This is a genomic window from Methanothermobacter sp. CaT2 (assembly GCF_000828575.1).
Taxonomy (GTDB): domain Archaea; phylum Methanobacteriota; class Methanobacteria; order Methanobacteriales; family Methanothermobacteraceae; genus Methanothermobacter.
Map to the genome: position 1 here is coordinate 1,306,339 of NZ_AP011952.1, position 12,568 is coordinate 1,318,906.

Annotated in this window: 13 protein-coding genes and 1 pseudogene; 5 read left to right on the forward strand and 9 right to left on the reverse strand. The window is 50.4% G+C overall.

The window, feature by feature from the left end; translation table 11 throughout:
* Position 1 precedes the first annotated feature (1 nt).
* From MTCT_RS06790 to MTCT_RS06800, 3 genes are all read left to right on the forward strand, one after another.
* Positions 2-1,018, forward strand: a complete 1,017-nt coding sequence (locus tag MTCT_RS06790; RefSeq protein ID WP_048175997.1) for a hypothetical protein — start codon at positions 2-4, stop codon at positions 1,016-1,018.
* 159 nt (positions 1,019-1,177) lie between these two features.
* Positions 1,178-1,606, forward strand: coding sequence for a C39 family peptidase (locus tag MTCT_RS06795; RefSeq protein ID WP_010877073.1), 429 nt, complete (start codon positions 1,178-1,180; stop codon positions 1,604-1,606).
* Between the two features lie 168 nt (positions 1,607-1,774).
* On the forward strand, positions 1,775-2,605 hold the full coding sequence (locus MTCT_RS06800; RefSeq protein ID WP_010877074.1) for a F420-dependent methylenetetrahydromethanopterin dehydrogenase: 831 nt from the start codon (positions 1,775-1,777) through the stop codon (positions 2,603-2,605).
* 126 nt (positions 2,606-2,731) lie between these two features.
* Here the strand turns inward: MTCT_RS06800 and MTCT_RS09595 are convergent.
* The 9 genes and pseudogenes from MTCT_RS09595 to MTCT_RS06845 all read right to left on the reverse strand — a co-directional run bounded on the left by MTCT_RS09595 (position 2,732) and on the right by MTCT_RS06845 (position 10,574).
* Positions 2,732-3,567, reverse strand: a pseudogene (locus MTCT_RS09595) (class II glutamine amidotransferase).
* A 301-nt stretch (positions 3,568-3,868) separates the two neighbouring features.
* Positions 3,869-4,444 (reverse strand): imidazoleglycerol-phosphate dehydratase HisB, encoded by a 576-nt coding sequence (gene hisB, locus MTCT_RS06810; RefSeq protein ID WP_048061060.1) that lies wholly within the window; start codon positions 4,442-4,444, stop codon positions 3,869-3,871.
* Entirely contained in the window at positions 4,410-4,649 is a 240-nt protein-coding gene (locus MTCT_RS06815) for a 4Fe-4S binding protein (protein ID WP_369798278.1), read from the reverse strand. The genes hisB and MTCT_RS06815 overlap by 35 nt, the downstream gene beginning before the upstream one ends.
* A 47-nt stretch (positions 4,650-4,696) precedes the next feature.
* Positions 4,697-5,371 carry a TOBE domain-containing protein gene (locus tag MTCT_RS06820; RefSeq protein ID WP_084126280.1) on the reverse strand — a complete coding sequence of 225 codons (675 nt, stop codon included), beginning with the start codon at positions 5,369-5,371 and terminating at the stop codon, positions 4,697-4,699.
* A 44-nt stretch (positions 5,372-5,415) separates the two neighbouring features.
* The gene (locus MTCT_RS06825; protein ID WP_048176000.1) at positions 5,416-6,972 is read right to left on the reverse strand and encodes an oligosaccharide flippase family protein; all 1,557 of its coding nucleotides are present in this window, start codon (positions 6,970-6,972) and stop codon (positions 5,416-5,418) included.
* 58 nt (positions 6,973-7,030) lie between these two features.
* Positions 7,031-7,615 (reverse strand): flavodoxin family protein, encoded by a 585-nt coding sequence (locus tag MTCT_RS06830; RefSeq protein WP_048176002.1) that lies wholly within the window; start codon positions 7,613-7,615, stop codon positions 7,031-7,033.
* 16 nt (positions 7,616-7,631) lie between these two features.
* Positions 7,632-8,852 carry a bifunctional 5,6,7,8-tetrahydromethanopterin hydro-lyase/3-hexulose-6-phosphate synthase gene (locus tag MTCT_RS06835; protein ID WP_010877084.1) on the reverse strand — a complete coding sequence of 407 codons (1,221 nt, stop codon included), beginning with the start codon at positions 8,850-8,852 and terminating at the stop codon, positions 7,632-7,634.
* A gap of 10 nt (positions 8,853-8,862) precedes the next feature.
* Complete coding sequence (locus tag MTCT_RS06840; RefSeq protein WP_048176004.1) at positions 8,863-9,147, reverse strand: hypothetical protein; 285 nt, start codon at positions 9,145-9,147, stop codon at positions 8,863-8,865.
* Positions 9,148-9,284: 137 nt separating this feature from the next.
* Positions 9,285-10,574, reverse strand: a complete 1,290-nt coding sequence (locus MTCT_RS06845) for a TrpB-like pyridoxal phosphate-dependent enzyme (protein ID WP_010877086.1) — start codon at positions 10,572-10,574, stop codon at positions 9,285-9,287.
* Between the two features lie 148 nt (positions 10,575-10,722).
* Here MTCT_RS06845 and MTCT_RS06850 point away from each other — a divergent pair, with 148 nt between their 5' ends.
* Positions 10,723-11,739, forward strand: a complete 1,017-nt coding sequence (locus tag MTCT_RS06850) for a DUF1786 domain-containing protein (RefSeq protein ID WP_048176007.1) — start codon at positions 10,723-10,725, stop codon at positions 11,737-11,739.
* A 43-nt stretch (positions 11,740-11,782) separates the two neighbouring features.
* The gene (locus MTCT_RS06855; RefSeq protein ID WP_173402637.1) at positions 11,783-12,445 is read left to right on the forward strand and encodes a PHP domain-containing protein; all 663 of its coding nucleotides are present in this window, start codon (positions 11,783-11,785) and stop codon (positions 12,443-12,445) included.
* Positions 12,446-12,568: the final 123 nt, after the last annotated feature.

The following is a 12,568-nucleotide window of genomic DNA, read 5'->3' on the forward strand; positions in this document are numbered from 1 at the left end:
AATGGCCCCTGCGAAGACATTCCACCCCCTGATGGAAGACACTGAACATGATTATCACTGCCTCTGTCATGGCGATGGTGTTAGGGAGATCCTTGATGGCCTCTGTTCACGATTCTATTCCATGGGTGCAGGCAGGAGCCGGTCAGGGAGGGCGGTTGAGGTTGGAGCACTTGTCCTGAGGGACATCATGAGGACCTGGAGGCACCTCGGGGTGATAGAGCCTGACCTGGTCCTCACATGTGGAAATGCCGGCGATGTCAGGAAGGCCATAGCAGCTTCACGTCTCAGGGGTATCGGTGTCCTCCACGTTGAACAGGATATCTACAACCCCATCGAGATGATAGCCTTCGCAGACATTGTAACGGCACCTTCAGGACGCTACAGGGATTACCTTGAGGACCAGTACCTCCTTGAGAATGTTGAGGTCATCGGAGGATACCCCCACGCCCTCTATGTGAGCCGCCTCCAGATCGTAGACCCGGGGATAAGGGACTACACCCTCCTTGTACTTGGCGGGGACCTGAGGAGAAGGGACATACCGGAGGTGATCTCAGGGGTTGAAGCACTTGACAGGAGAGTCCTGGTTGTCCCGTTCCGTTTCAGCCCGGATTATGTCAGGAGCTTTGTAAAATCTGGCAACGTGGAGGTACTTGAGGGCTTCGTTGACCTTCCCTCCCTCATGAGCGCCGCTGACCTCATGGTATACGGTGCCGGAATGGGCATCACAATCGAGGCGGCGGTACTGGGTGTCCCCTCCATCAAGATTAAGGGCTTCCACGGGAGGCATGCCAGTGTTGACCTCGCCGGTGAGGTGGGGATACCGGTTGCTGATGCTGGTGATCTGAGGGATGTGGTGGATGATGTCAGACCACCAGCAGCATCAGACATTGTCAGAAACGCTGAAGCTGCTTTAAGCAAGCTTTCAGAACTTGTAGAAGATTTTAATGAATTTGCCGGTCCCAGAGGTGGTTTTAAGTCCATGAAACGAATCTGGGATGCCCGCAAACATTTCAGGTAGGTTGTTCTGGCTGTCTGCGCACCTCTTCTTTCTGGTAGTCCTCTTCTCATATTCTCAGCTGATTGTTTCTCTGGAGATCCCTGAGGTTCTTCCATATTCCACAGATCACCAACATTTATTAATAACATTTAATAATTAATTATTAACATCAGTATTAAAATGGAGGTTTTTGTTATGAGCACATCTCTGGGTGATGAGGTTATAGTCATGCAGAGCAGGAGCTACAGCTGTGGACCGGCAGCGCTTGCAACGGTCCTCAGAAACCTTGGAGTGAACTGTACCGAGGCAGAACTTGCAGAACTTGCAGGTACAGACGAATCAGGTACCACAATGTATGGACTGATCGTTGCAGCAACTTCAAAGGGCCTGAGAGCAAGGGGAGTTAAAATGGAACTCAATGATCTTAGAAAAAACCACATAGTCTTTGTTAAGTATGGAGACACATGTCACTACACAGTCATCATGTCCATGGATGAGAGAAATGTCACACTTGCAGACCCTGCACTTGGGAGGATCACAGTTAAGAGGGAGATATTTTCAAGGATCTTCACGGGCAATGTCCTTGTTGTTGAAAGACCCTGTGATTAATAAATTCAATATTAAATTAAATGATTAAAATATTATTTATAATTTGAATTTTAACCATCCGCATCCCAGCAACCGTGAAAAATATACTACTGATATAAAAGCTTAATCATAATCTTTAAATCATAAAATACTTAATAAGGTGCAAAATAATAAGATTCTGGTGATCTAATGGTTGTAAAAATTGGGATAATAAGATGCGGTAACATCGGGACCTCACCGGTACTTGACCTGTTACTAGATGAGAGGGCCGACAGGCCAAACATAGATGTCTGTGTGGTTGGTTCTGGTGCAAAGATGAACCCTGATGAAATTGAGAGGGCAGTACCCACCATGCTTGAAATGGACAGGGACTTTGTTATATTTATAAGTCCAAACCCCGGTGCACCGGGCCCTGCAAAGGCAAGGGAACTCCTATCAGAGGCTGACGTCCCTGCCATGATAATTGGTGACGCTCCAGGTCTGAGGGTAAAGGATGAAATAGAGGAACAGGGACTCGGTTACATCATAGTTAAGGCGGACCCAATGATAGGTGCCAGGAGGGAGTTCCTGGACCCAACAGAGATGGCATCCTTCAACTCCGACGTTATAAAGGTTCTGGCGTTCACAGGTGCATACAGGGTCGTTCAGAACACAATTGATGCCATGATTGCCGATGTTGAGGCTGGAAAGGCTCCTGAACTTCCACAGGTTGTTATAGATACCGACGTGGCTGTTGAGGCAGCAGGATATGAGAACCCATATGCAAAGGCCAAGGCCATGGCAGCATATGAGATAGCCACCAAGGTTGCAGATATAGACGTTAAGGGCTGCTTCATGGTGCAGGATCCAGACAAGTACATACCAATAGTTGCATCAGCACATGAAATGCTGGCCGCAGCAGCCAAACTTGCAGTAGAAGCAAGGGAGATTGAAAAGGCCAACGACACCGTCCTCAGGACACCACACGGTAAAGAGGGCGAAACATTAAGCAAAACTGATCTTCTGGCCAAACCAGAATAGATCAGTTCTGGTTTTACTTTTTTTCTCCCTTTAATATAATTTTAGAGGTCTCAGCTGAAAAGACATCCACACAAGTTTTGAAGTTCCACAGCAAAATGAAGTGGGGATGGAGAGGTTCAGATTAACCTATTCTCCGGAGATGTATACCAGTTTACCATCCCTGTAGACCCTCAGTTCACCCTCCTGGAATTCTTCCCATTTTTCATTGGTCAGAGGATTGCTTGCGATGATGTAGCCCTCCTGGTCGGGTCTTTTCTCATGGGCAAGGTTTATCTCGTAGTCATCGTCCAGGAGTTTCACTTTATCATAGGGTGCCCTTCGGTGCAGCTGGCAGAGACCATTGTATCCGGCATGGTCATGGTAACAGAAGAGATGCCTGCCATCGGATAGAAGGCAGTTGAATGTTCCGCGCTGGTTTATATCCCGCAGGAGGTCCCATAGCCACCTGTATTCTGATTCATCCTTGAATGTAACCCCCTTTTCGCTGATCTGGTTCATGATATGGCAAAAGGCTATCTCAGAGTCAGTTTCACCTACTGGCCGGTATCTTCCGTCTTCCAGGTTAAATTCTGCATTTAGGGTGCCATTGTGGGCGAATACATATTCTCTACCGTCCCACTCCCTCTGGAAGGATGGGTATCCTTGTGGGAGATCTCTCCACTGCTTTTAGTCCGGACATGGGACATTATGATGCTGGATCTGATAAGGTTATAGCCCTCCATGATCTCCGCCATAATGCTTTTTCTGGATTTTACTGGCTCCTTATACACCTGGACGGATTTGTCCGGATAGAAGGCAAGCCCCCATCCGTGGGGGTTGCGCTCTGATCTCATCCTGAAACCCCTCAAGGAGAAGGATGGCTGCACCTCCTGGTTGAAACACATTCCTAAAAGTTCACACAAAACGTTCACCCCCATTCCAGTTGATAACCGCGATTTGCAGTCCTTCAATGATATGATCATGGCCGGTGAGCCTGATCCTGATACAATATATGTTAAAAAAGGTTAATAAATGTTTACAAATTAAGATTTGATATTATCAGTGAATGGATATACTTGAAGCGTGTCTGATGTTTTCTGGGTCCCCATGGTGGTCTCTGGATGAACATGGCTGAGGCACAATCCACCATGGAGGTGACTCATGTTAATCAATGAAAAAAAGGGGCTTACGGTTGCGTGGAGAGGTGCTTTACTGTTTCAGTGGAGCCGGAATGCCGGCTAAATTATCTGGAACTGGAGTTTTCATCCCATATCCTGTTCCATATTACAATTTGCCCTTCGTGCTTGGAATTTCCCCGTGTTCAACCCGGACAGCGTCCCGGATTGCAAGGGCAAGGGCCTTAAATAGAGCCTCGGCCTTGTGATGGTCGTTCCTTCCCCTCACGGAGGCGTGGATGTTCATGGCTGCAGATACCGCAAGGGACTCAATGAAGTGTCCTATGTTCTGTGATTTCACATCACCTATCACAGCATCATCGAATTCCAGTTCAAGGACCGTATAGGGCCTTCCACTGAGGTCCAGGGCAACGGTTGCAAGGGCATCATCCATTGGGACCATGGCATGGGCCATCCTCCTTATACCGCTCTTATCACCCAGGGCCTCCCTCAGGGCCTCCCCCAGTGTGAGGGCAACATCCTCAACGGTATGATGGTCGTCAACCTCCAGGTCACCCCTCGCCTCAACCTCCAGGTCAAGGAGTCCATGGCGTGCAACTGATTCAAGCATGTGGTCAAGGAATCCGAGACCGGTGTTCACGCTTGATTTTCCACTCCCGTCGATTTCAAGATCCACCTTCACATGGGTTTCAAGGGTTTCCCTCGTCTTCATACTTCTTCTCATAGTTATCATCCCTGATAATTCTTATGGCGCCCTCAGGACACTTACTTGCGCAGATCATGCACTGGTGGCAGAATTCAAGATTTGATGGGGTTGCAGGCTTCCCTCTCTGGATGGTCCATATCTTACCACCCTTGGGGCATGCCTCCCGGCACTCGCCACATGCTGTGCACTTATCTGGATCAACAATTATCTTCAAGTGAACCACTCCCATCTTCATGAAAGGTTAATGCGTTTTGAGATTATGTGAACACCTCATATCTTCAGGACGGTAACAGCAACTGCCTTAAAACCGGCGTAGATCATTGTGCCCAGTTTAAGCTGGAGGTTCCTCTGTGAAGCCGGTGTTATATGGGTTTCAATTTCAAGTCCATCACCGGCGTCCACTCTGACCCTTACGATGTCCCCCTTCATCTCAAGACCTGTCACCCTCCCCCTGATGATGTTCCTCATGCTTGTGACCTGCCTTTCCCTCATCAGGACAACATCGTCGGGTTCAACAAGGAGGATGACCCTGTCCCCGGCGGATACATCCTCTGCACGGGCGGCATCAATGGTGAAACCCCCTACCACAACCCTGAGACCATCCGCTGAAACCTCCTTAACGACACCCTCAAGTTCATTCACAGTTCTCTGTCTTTCGAGGGCCCTCTTTAGTTTAAGGTACTCCTTGATGATCATCAGGCCTGTATCTGTGAGCCTGCTGCCTCCACCACCTCCCCTTCCACCACGCCGGGTCTCCACTATGTTCTCGCCAAGGATATCCTCGACGTTCCGTATGTATGCAAGGGCGCTTCTGTAGGGAATTCCAGCATCCCTTGCTGCAACTGTTATGGAGCCCATCCTGTGGATGAGGTTGAGGAGCTTGAACATTCTCTCATCAACCGGAACTTCAAGATCGTTGATAGGGATTCTACAGGCAAATCTCATTGTAGAACCTATGGCGCCGGTTCTTTATATCTTTATGCCATCAACTATCTCGCCCACCGGTCCATCAGATCAGCCATTCTTGCAACTGCACCACTGAGGGGCCCCATCCTTGCACCTAACCTTCGAATGAGCCTCACATCCCTCTTCTCAACACCACCGACAAGGAGAATGCTCAGACCATAAACCAGGGGAGCGAAGATGATGGCTGCAAGGAGGCCTGGGATGTTCTGGGGGAGCAGAATCATGAAACCACCCATAACCCCGGATGCAGTGGCTATCCTGATGAACGCCATCCCTGGAAGCTTCACACCTGTTATCTGTGTGGTCTTCCACAGGATTATGATCATTATAATTAGGGCTGCAAGGGTTGTTGCAAGGGCCCCTCCCTCGATCCCGAGCATGGGTACAAGGGCAACGTTGAGTACAAGGTTTATGATGGTCCCACCCACCAGGACATACATGGGGAGGCGGGGGTACCCTATCCCCTGGGCTATGCTTGATGATATCATGAAGAGGGTGTAGAAGCTCATACCCACCACGAGTATGCTGAGGGCCCCAGCCCCAAAGATGAAGTCCCTCCCAAAGAGGAGTTCAAGGAGGGGCCCTGAGAACACGGCTATACCCACACACATTGGCAGCACAAGGAGGGTCACGACCCGGTATGACTGGACAATGTAGGTCTCAAGGAGATTCTGATCCTTCAGGGCGAATGCTTCAGAGGCTGCTGGAAGTACAGCCGTGGCTACAGACATTGATATCACAAGAGGGAGCCTTGCAACAGGATCGGCGGCGGTGTAGTACCCCACCGAGGTTGTTGCCATGAAGTATCCTATTACGAATACGCTTATGTCGTATATGGCCATCTCAGAGAGGGCGGTTATTATGACCGGGATCGAGAAGGATATCAGGGTCTTGACAAGTCCAAGTTCCTCCCTGAGGCCCAGTCTCTTTTCGGGTGGGGCGGGCGGAAAGTAACTGTTTATCAGTCTGCGAAAGATGATTATGGCTGAGATGGCTGATGCAAGGAACCCCATGGAGGTGCCAATGACCGCCCCGGCTGCATAGAAACCTGCCATGACGAATACAACAGCCATTGTTATCATGAAAACCTGCTCAACAGCCCTTGTAATCACGACGTATTCCATGCGGTATATGCCCTGAAATGCTCCACGGAATGCCCCAACAATGACACTGAATGGTGTTATGAGGGCAACCGCCTGGAGGGGGTACTGGGCCGCTGGTTTGTGGAAGAAATCATTTGCAAGCCAGGGGGCAGTGAAAAACATGACCAGGGAAAAGGCTATACCCAGGAATATCATCACCTTTAGGGATGTCACAACGACCTGGCGCGCCATCTCCTCCTCATTCAGAGCCCTATGCTGGGCCACGTACTTTGCAATGGCTGGAGGAAGGCCCCCCGCTGCCAGTATCTGGAATATTCCCTGGAAGGGGAGTGTGAGTCCAAGCAAACCGTAGCCCTCGGGTCCAAGCAGACGCGTCATGAGCACCCTGTAGATGTAGCCCCCGACCCTGAACAGGAGGTTGCCTATCATTATAAGGAAACTGCCCTTTAGAAGTTTGGATGTGCCTGAAGATGCCATTGAATCACCAGAAATAAAGAGTTGACGGATTTAAATAAATTCCGAATAAAAAAGAATTTCAGGGTCCTTCAGAGTCCAGGAACCTTTTAAACATGCCCAGGGTCTTTTTGAGGGTTTTGAATCCATATGAGTCCTCTTTAACACCCTCAAGGGTGTCCCTTGACCAGAAACAGGCCCCCAGATTTGCACCGAAGGAACCTCCACTTACGGGTATGACGCCGTTGAGTATGTAGAAGGTGTGGATCTGCATGAGGGCTGGCTCCTGCCCCCCGCATCTATCACCACCAACAGCTATACCCATACCAACCTTCCCGCGGAGGGAGTCATAGTCTTCAGCACCCAGTGCCCGGCAACGATCCATGATGGCCTTTATCTGGGCGCTGACACCTCCATTGTACACGGGGGTTGCAATTATGATCCCGGCGGCCCTCCGGAGTAGTTCATATAGGGGGAACATGTCATCCTTCAGCACACATTCCTTATTCCTCAGGCAGTAATCACAGTGTCTGCAGGGGGAGATGTTCTTACCCCTCACCGTGAAGAACTCTGTCTCAAGGCCATCATCCTCAAGCATTGAGAGGGCCCTTTCAAGGACATGTTCTGTTGCCTGCTTCCTGGGGCTTCCACATATACCGAGTATCATGCAACCCCCTCCAGTTCTAGATTGCTTCGTCCTCGTCGAGGGGCAGTCTCATGGTGTCGGGGTCCTGGGGCATGTGCTCAAGGAAGTCCTCTGCAGCCCTCCTGACGTCCCTTGATCCTATTATGTACCTGCCAACGACTATTATGTCTGCGCCGCTGTCAAGGGCCTCCTGCATCTTTGAGGGTGTTATTCCCCCTGCCACTGCCACAAGGCCCCTGGGTCCAAGGATCTCCTTTATCTCCCTGATGTTACCCCATTCACTCATTTCACCAAGTTCCTCTCCACGTTCAGCTCTGAGGGTTTCAAGGTCAACGTTTCTGTGGAGGAGAACAATGTCGGGTTTGTATTTGAGTCCCCTGAGTTTATCGACGAAGTTTTCAACGTTCATCATGTCAAGTATGGAGTAGATTCCCTGTTTCTGGGCCTCGTGGATGGCCTTTTCAATGGACTCAACTGTCCCGAGGCCTGATATTGCAACGGCGTCCGCAGTTTCATCTGCAGCCATTTTGACCTCTATCCTTCCAACATCCAGGGTTTTGAGGTCCGCTATTATGAAGGCATCCCTTCTAAGCTCCCTTATCCTCCTGACAACACCCACACCGAATTTCTTGACAAGGGGTGTTCCAGCTTCAAGCAGTATACGCTCCCTGTCAGGAAGGGTGTTGATGATCCTCTCCATCTCCTCCATGCTATCGAGGTCAAGGGCAACCTGCAGGTATGGGGGGTTCCAGAGCCTCACGGCCCTGAAGCCCATTATGGGATGGCTTCCGCGGTCCTTTTCACTGAGGACCTTTCTGACTGATGGGTAGCCCTCCATGGCCCTTCTGAGGGCAAGCTTGGTTGCTCCGTAGTTGTACTGGTATATCTTCCTGTAGTCCTCTGCCTCAGGGTGTATGAATACGCTGACTATAACAACCAGGTCTTCAGCCTTTTCCTCGGGGATTATGCCCTCCTCAACGGAATCAGCAACTGCACGTGCCACTGCTGTCTGGGCAGGACCAAATACCTTATCGGCATCCTCAAGGCAGCTCACCGTGACCTTTGGCACGATGAGTGTGGCGGGCTTGGTCATGAGGTTGGGTCTTACGACTGATAGAAGTGGGGTGTGACCCAGTGAAAGGTTTGTGAGACCATTTGCGAAGGCGGCCCCTGCGTTTCCCTCCTTATCCCCTATGATGAGATCTATATGCGCGACTTCGTTGCCGCTTCCTATGAGTGCTTCACCTATTCTGTACATTAAAATCCTCCTATGTGGTCTGGTTTCCTGCTGGTTCTTCAGGTTCAGATGTTTCTGTGCTGTTTTCAGCACTGCTTGTGTTTGTTTTTATCTTCTTGGTGGTGGTTTTTGTGTTGTCGGTGCTGACCGGTGCCGGGGATTCATTTGCAAAACTCATATCTGTTGTTGCATTATCTGACCAATCCAGCTGGGTTACATTCTGGTCCTGGGCCCCCAGGTACAGGGCAACATTGAAACCAACCATCAGTGCTATGATGAGAACCATGGCACCGATAACTATGTTCCTGTAGTCCATCAGATCACCTTGATGAGATTGATATAAATTAATTTTAGTGTAGGTGATGATGGTATTTATATCTATTGAAGCGGCCATCACCGTTTCTGGATGGCTCCGGGAGAAAAAAATCAGTAGGGGTGAGGTGGTGGAGGGGTTTAGATTTTACCCTCCAGGTAGTCACCGTATCCCTTAAGGTCGAGGAGGCCATGGCCTGAGAAACTGATAACTATGGTCTTCTCTTCACCGGTTTCCCGGCACTTGCGTGCTTCATCGATTGCCACACTTATGGCATGGCATGTTTCCGGGGCCGGCACAACACCCTCTGCCTTTGCAAACTTGACGCCGCTCTCGAATATGGTGTGCTGGGGAACGGCCCTGGCATTGATCACACCCTCCCTCACGAGGAGTGCGACCTGGGGTGACATTCCATGGTACCTGAGGCCACCGGCATGGACGGATGGGGGTACAAAGTCGTGGCCGAGGGTGTACATCTTGAGGAGCGGGGTCATGCCTGCAGTGTCACCGAAGTCGTAGCGGTACTCTCCGGCTGTGAGTGTTGGGCATGACTTTGGCTCTGCAGCAATGAATTCACAGTCCAGCTTACCATCAAGCTTGTCCTTCACGAAGGGGAAGATGGCCCCCCCGAAGTTGCTGCCCCCTCCAACGCACCCTATCATGATGTCTGGTGTTTCACCTGCGATTTCAAGCTGTTTCTTTGTCTCAAGACCTATTACGGTCTGGTGAAGGAGCACATGGTTAAGTACACTTCCAAGGGAGTAGTAGACGTTTTCTTCCTGGAGAGCCTCCTCCATGGCCTCAGATATGGCTATACCCAGGGATCCGGGATGTTCGGGGTCCTCCTTGAGCATCCTGCGACCAAATTCTGTGTGATTGCTTGGGGATGGTACAACCTCACCACCGTATAGCTGCATTATGGTTTTTCTGAAGGGTTTCTGGTTGAAGGATACTCTGACCATGTAGACCTTGCACTGGAGGTCCATCAGTGAGCAGGCAAGGGAGAGGGCTGTTCCCCACTGCCCTGCACCGGTCTCTGTTGTTAATCTCTCTGCACCATCCTTCCGGGCATAGTATGCCTGGGCTATGGCGGTGTTCAGTTTATGGCTCCCTGTGGGGGAATAGTCTTCCCTCTTGTAGTATATCCTTGCCGGAGTGTCCAGCATCTCCTCAAGGCCCTTTGCCCTGAATAGTGGTGTGGGCCTTCCAATCATCTTATAGACGTCCATGACCTCCCTGGGAATCTTTATCCATCTCTCCATGGACATCTCCTGCTCAAGCACTCCCCTTGAGAATACCCTTGGCAGGTTTTCAATGTTCTTCCCACCCTCAGGGTTTTTTGGTTCTGGTAGTGGTGAGGGAAGGTCCGGGTTAATGTTGTACCACTTCTTTGGTATTTCATTTTCATCAAGAACGATCTTATTCATCATATCACCTCATGGCTGGAACTGGTCCCTACTGATGAAATCATCATTTCCATGCAGTAAGATATCTTTAAAGAACTATTTAAAACTTTACTGTACATATATGTACATCAAAGGGAATGGTTAATAAACAGTGATGAGATATGTTTCCCACATGAAAATACTTGCAGTTGATGTGGGGGCCGGAACCCAGGATATAATGTACCATGACACGGGGATCGACAGGATAGAGAACTCCCTGAAGATGGTAATGCCCTCACCAACAAGGATAATTGCAGGGAGAATCCGGGGGATCAGTGGCGATGTCTTTATCAGTGGACAGACAATGGGCGGGGGCCCGGTTACACGTGCAATACTTGAACACATCGGAGCCGGAAACCGGGTGGTCATGACACCTGAAGCAGCCAGGACAGTCAGGGATGATCCTGAAAGGGTCATGGCCATGGGAATAGAGATATCAGAGGAAAACCCGGGACTTCAGAGCATTGAATTCAGGGACGTAGACCTTGAGGCCATAAGAGGGGCACTTGCATGCTTTGACGTTGATCTGGACTTTGATTTGCTGGGTGTTGCTGTACAGGACCACGGGGCCGGGGGTGATATGGGTGATAGGAACTTCAGATTCATGAAGATCAGGGAGAAATTATCCGTACCCATCCCCCCGGAGGAGTTCTCCTACCTGGGAGACGTCCCTGAGTACTTCACAAGGATGAAGTCCATTGAGAAGGCCATCAGACACCCCACCCTCATCATGGATTCAAAGTTCGCCTCAGTGACCGGGGCACTCATGGATCCTGCAGTCAGTTCAGATGAGCCGATTGTCGTGGTGGACGTGGGAAATGGACACACCCTGGCAGCCAGCATCCTTGAAGGGAGGATACATGGTGTCATGGAGCACCACACCCGCATGCTCTCACCGGCTAAACTCGAGGACTTCATTATAAGGCTCTGCCTGGGTGAGCTGACCCACGGTGAAATCCATGGAGATGGCGGTCACGGTGCCCATGTCATTGATGCTGTTGGCGAACCGGTCAAGGTGGTTGCAACCGGTCCCCAGAGGGGCATACTTGACGGTATAGACCTTGATGTCCACCATGCAGCACCGGCGGGGGATGTTATGATGACAGGACCCGTGGGTCTCATAAGGAGTATTGAGTATAGGGTGAGTTGATGTTTGTGTTGTTTTGCTGGAGTATTGAGTACAGGGTGATGGGATGATCAGGATAGACCCCCACATACACAGCGTATATTCTGGTGATGCGAGGGGAACCCCCAGGGAGATCCTCAGGAGGGCCTCAGCCGTGGGTCTTGATGCGGTGGCAGTTGCAGACCACAACACAATGAAGGGATCAATAATCGCCCTCAAGGAGTCCCGGGGAATGGGCATAACCGTGGTACCCGCAATGGAGCTCAGCACATCTGCTGGACATATCGTTGCCCTTGGCATCCAGGAGGAGATCTCGAGGGGACTCACTCCGGTCGAGACCCTGGATGAGATACATGACCAGGATGGAGTCGCCATAATACCCCACCCCTTTGTGAGGTACCGGCAGGGACTCTTTGTGAATGAGCGTAACATCCGTGTTGACGCCATCGAGACCCTGAACTCCAGGTACATCGTGGGCTACTCGAACTGGAGGGCCCGGAAGTTTGCAAGGAAAAGAGGCATACCAGAGATAGGTGCAAGTGACGCCCACTTTCTGGAGGCCGTTGGAAGCTCCTTCACCCTGGTTGACTCTGAGGGCGAGGCTGATGATATAGTCAGGGCTATCCTTAAGGGAAAAACAGAGCCAGCAGGAAGCAGGACACCACTCCCACTCATTGTGAGGGAGGTCATAAACAAGAAATTACTTGGAAGGATGAGGGATTATGTCTGATCCTGATAACTCTAATTGGGCAGCACACCTCATATTTGACCCTCCCAGTGGAATCTATTCTTCAATAGCGTATGCGGGCATGGCACGGTCATCAGATGCATTGCAGCCCTCGACAGACATACC

Coding starts and splice junctions, on each gene's coding strand:
- MTCT_RS06790 (WP_048175997.1), top strand. CDS start 2: ATGGCCCCTGCGAAGACATTCCACCCCCTGATGGAAGACACTGAACAT.
- MTCT_RS06795 (WP_010877073.1), top strand. CDS start 1,178: ATGGAGGTTTTTGTTATGAGCACATCTCTGGGTGATGAGGTTATAGTC.
- MTCT_RS06800 (WP_010877074.1), top strand. CDS start 1,775: ATGGTTGTAAAAATTGGGATAATAAGATGCGGTAACATCGGGACCTCA.
- hisB (WP_048061060.1), bottom strand. CDS start 4,444: ATGAGAAGAAGTATGAAGACGAGGGAAACCCTTGAAACCCATGTGAAG.
- MTCT_RS06820 (WP_084126280.1), bottom strand. CDS start 5,371: ATGAGATTTGCCTGTAGAATCCCTATCAACGATCTTGAAGTTCCGGTT.
- MTCT_RS06825 (WP_048176000.1), bottom strand. CDS start 6,972: ATGGCATCTTCAGGCACATCCAAACTTCTAAAGGGCAGTTTCCTTATA.
- MTCT_RS06830 (WP_048176002.1), bottom strand. CDS start 7,615: ATGATACTCGGTATATGTGGAAGCCCCAGGAAGCAGGCAACAGAACAT.
- MTCT_RS06835 (WP_010877084.1), bottom strand. CDS start 8,852: ATGTACAGAATAGGTGAAGCACTCATAGGAAGCGGCAACGAAGTCGCG.
- MTCT_RS06840 (WP_048176004.1), bottom strand. CDS start 9,147: ATGGACTACAGGAACATAGTTATCGGTGCCATGGTTCTCATCATAGCA.
- MTCT_RS06845 (WP_010877086.1), bottom strand. CDS start 10,574: ATGATGAATAAGATCGTTCTTGATGAAAATGAAATACCAAAGAAGTGG.
- MTCT_RS06850 (WP_048176007.1), top strand. CDS start 10,723: ATGAAAATACTTGCAGTTGATGTGGGGGCCGGAACCCAGGATATAATG.
- MTCT_RS06855 (WP_173402637.1), top strand. CDS start 11,783: ATGATCAGGATAGACCCCCACATACACAGCGTATATTCTGGTGATGCG.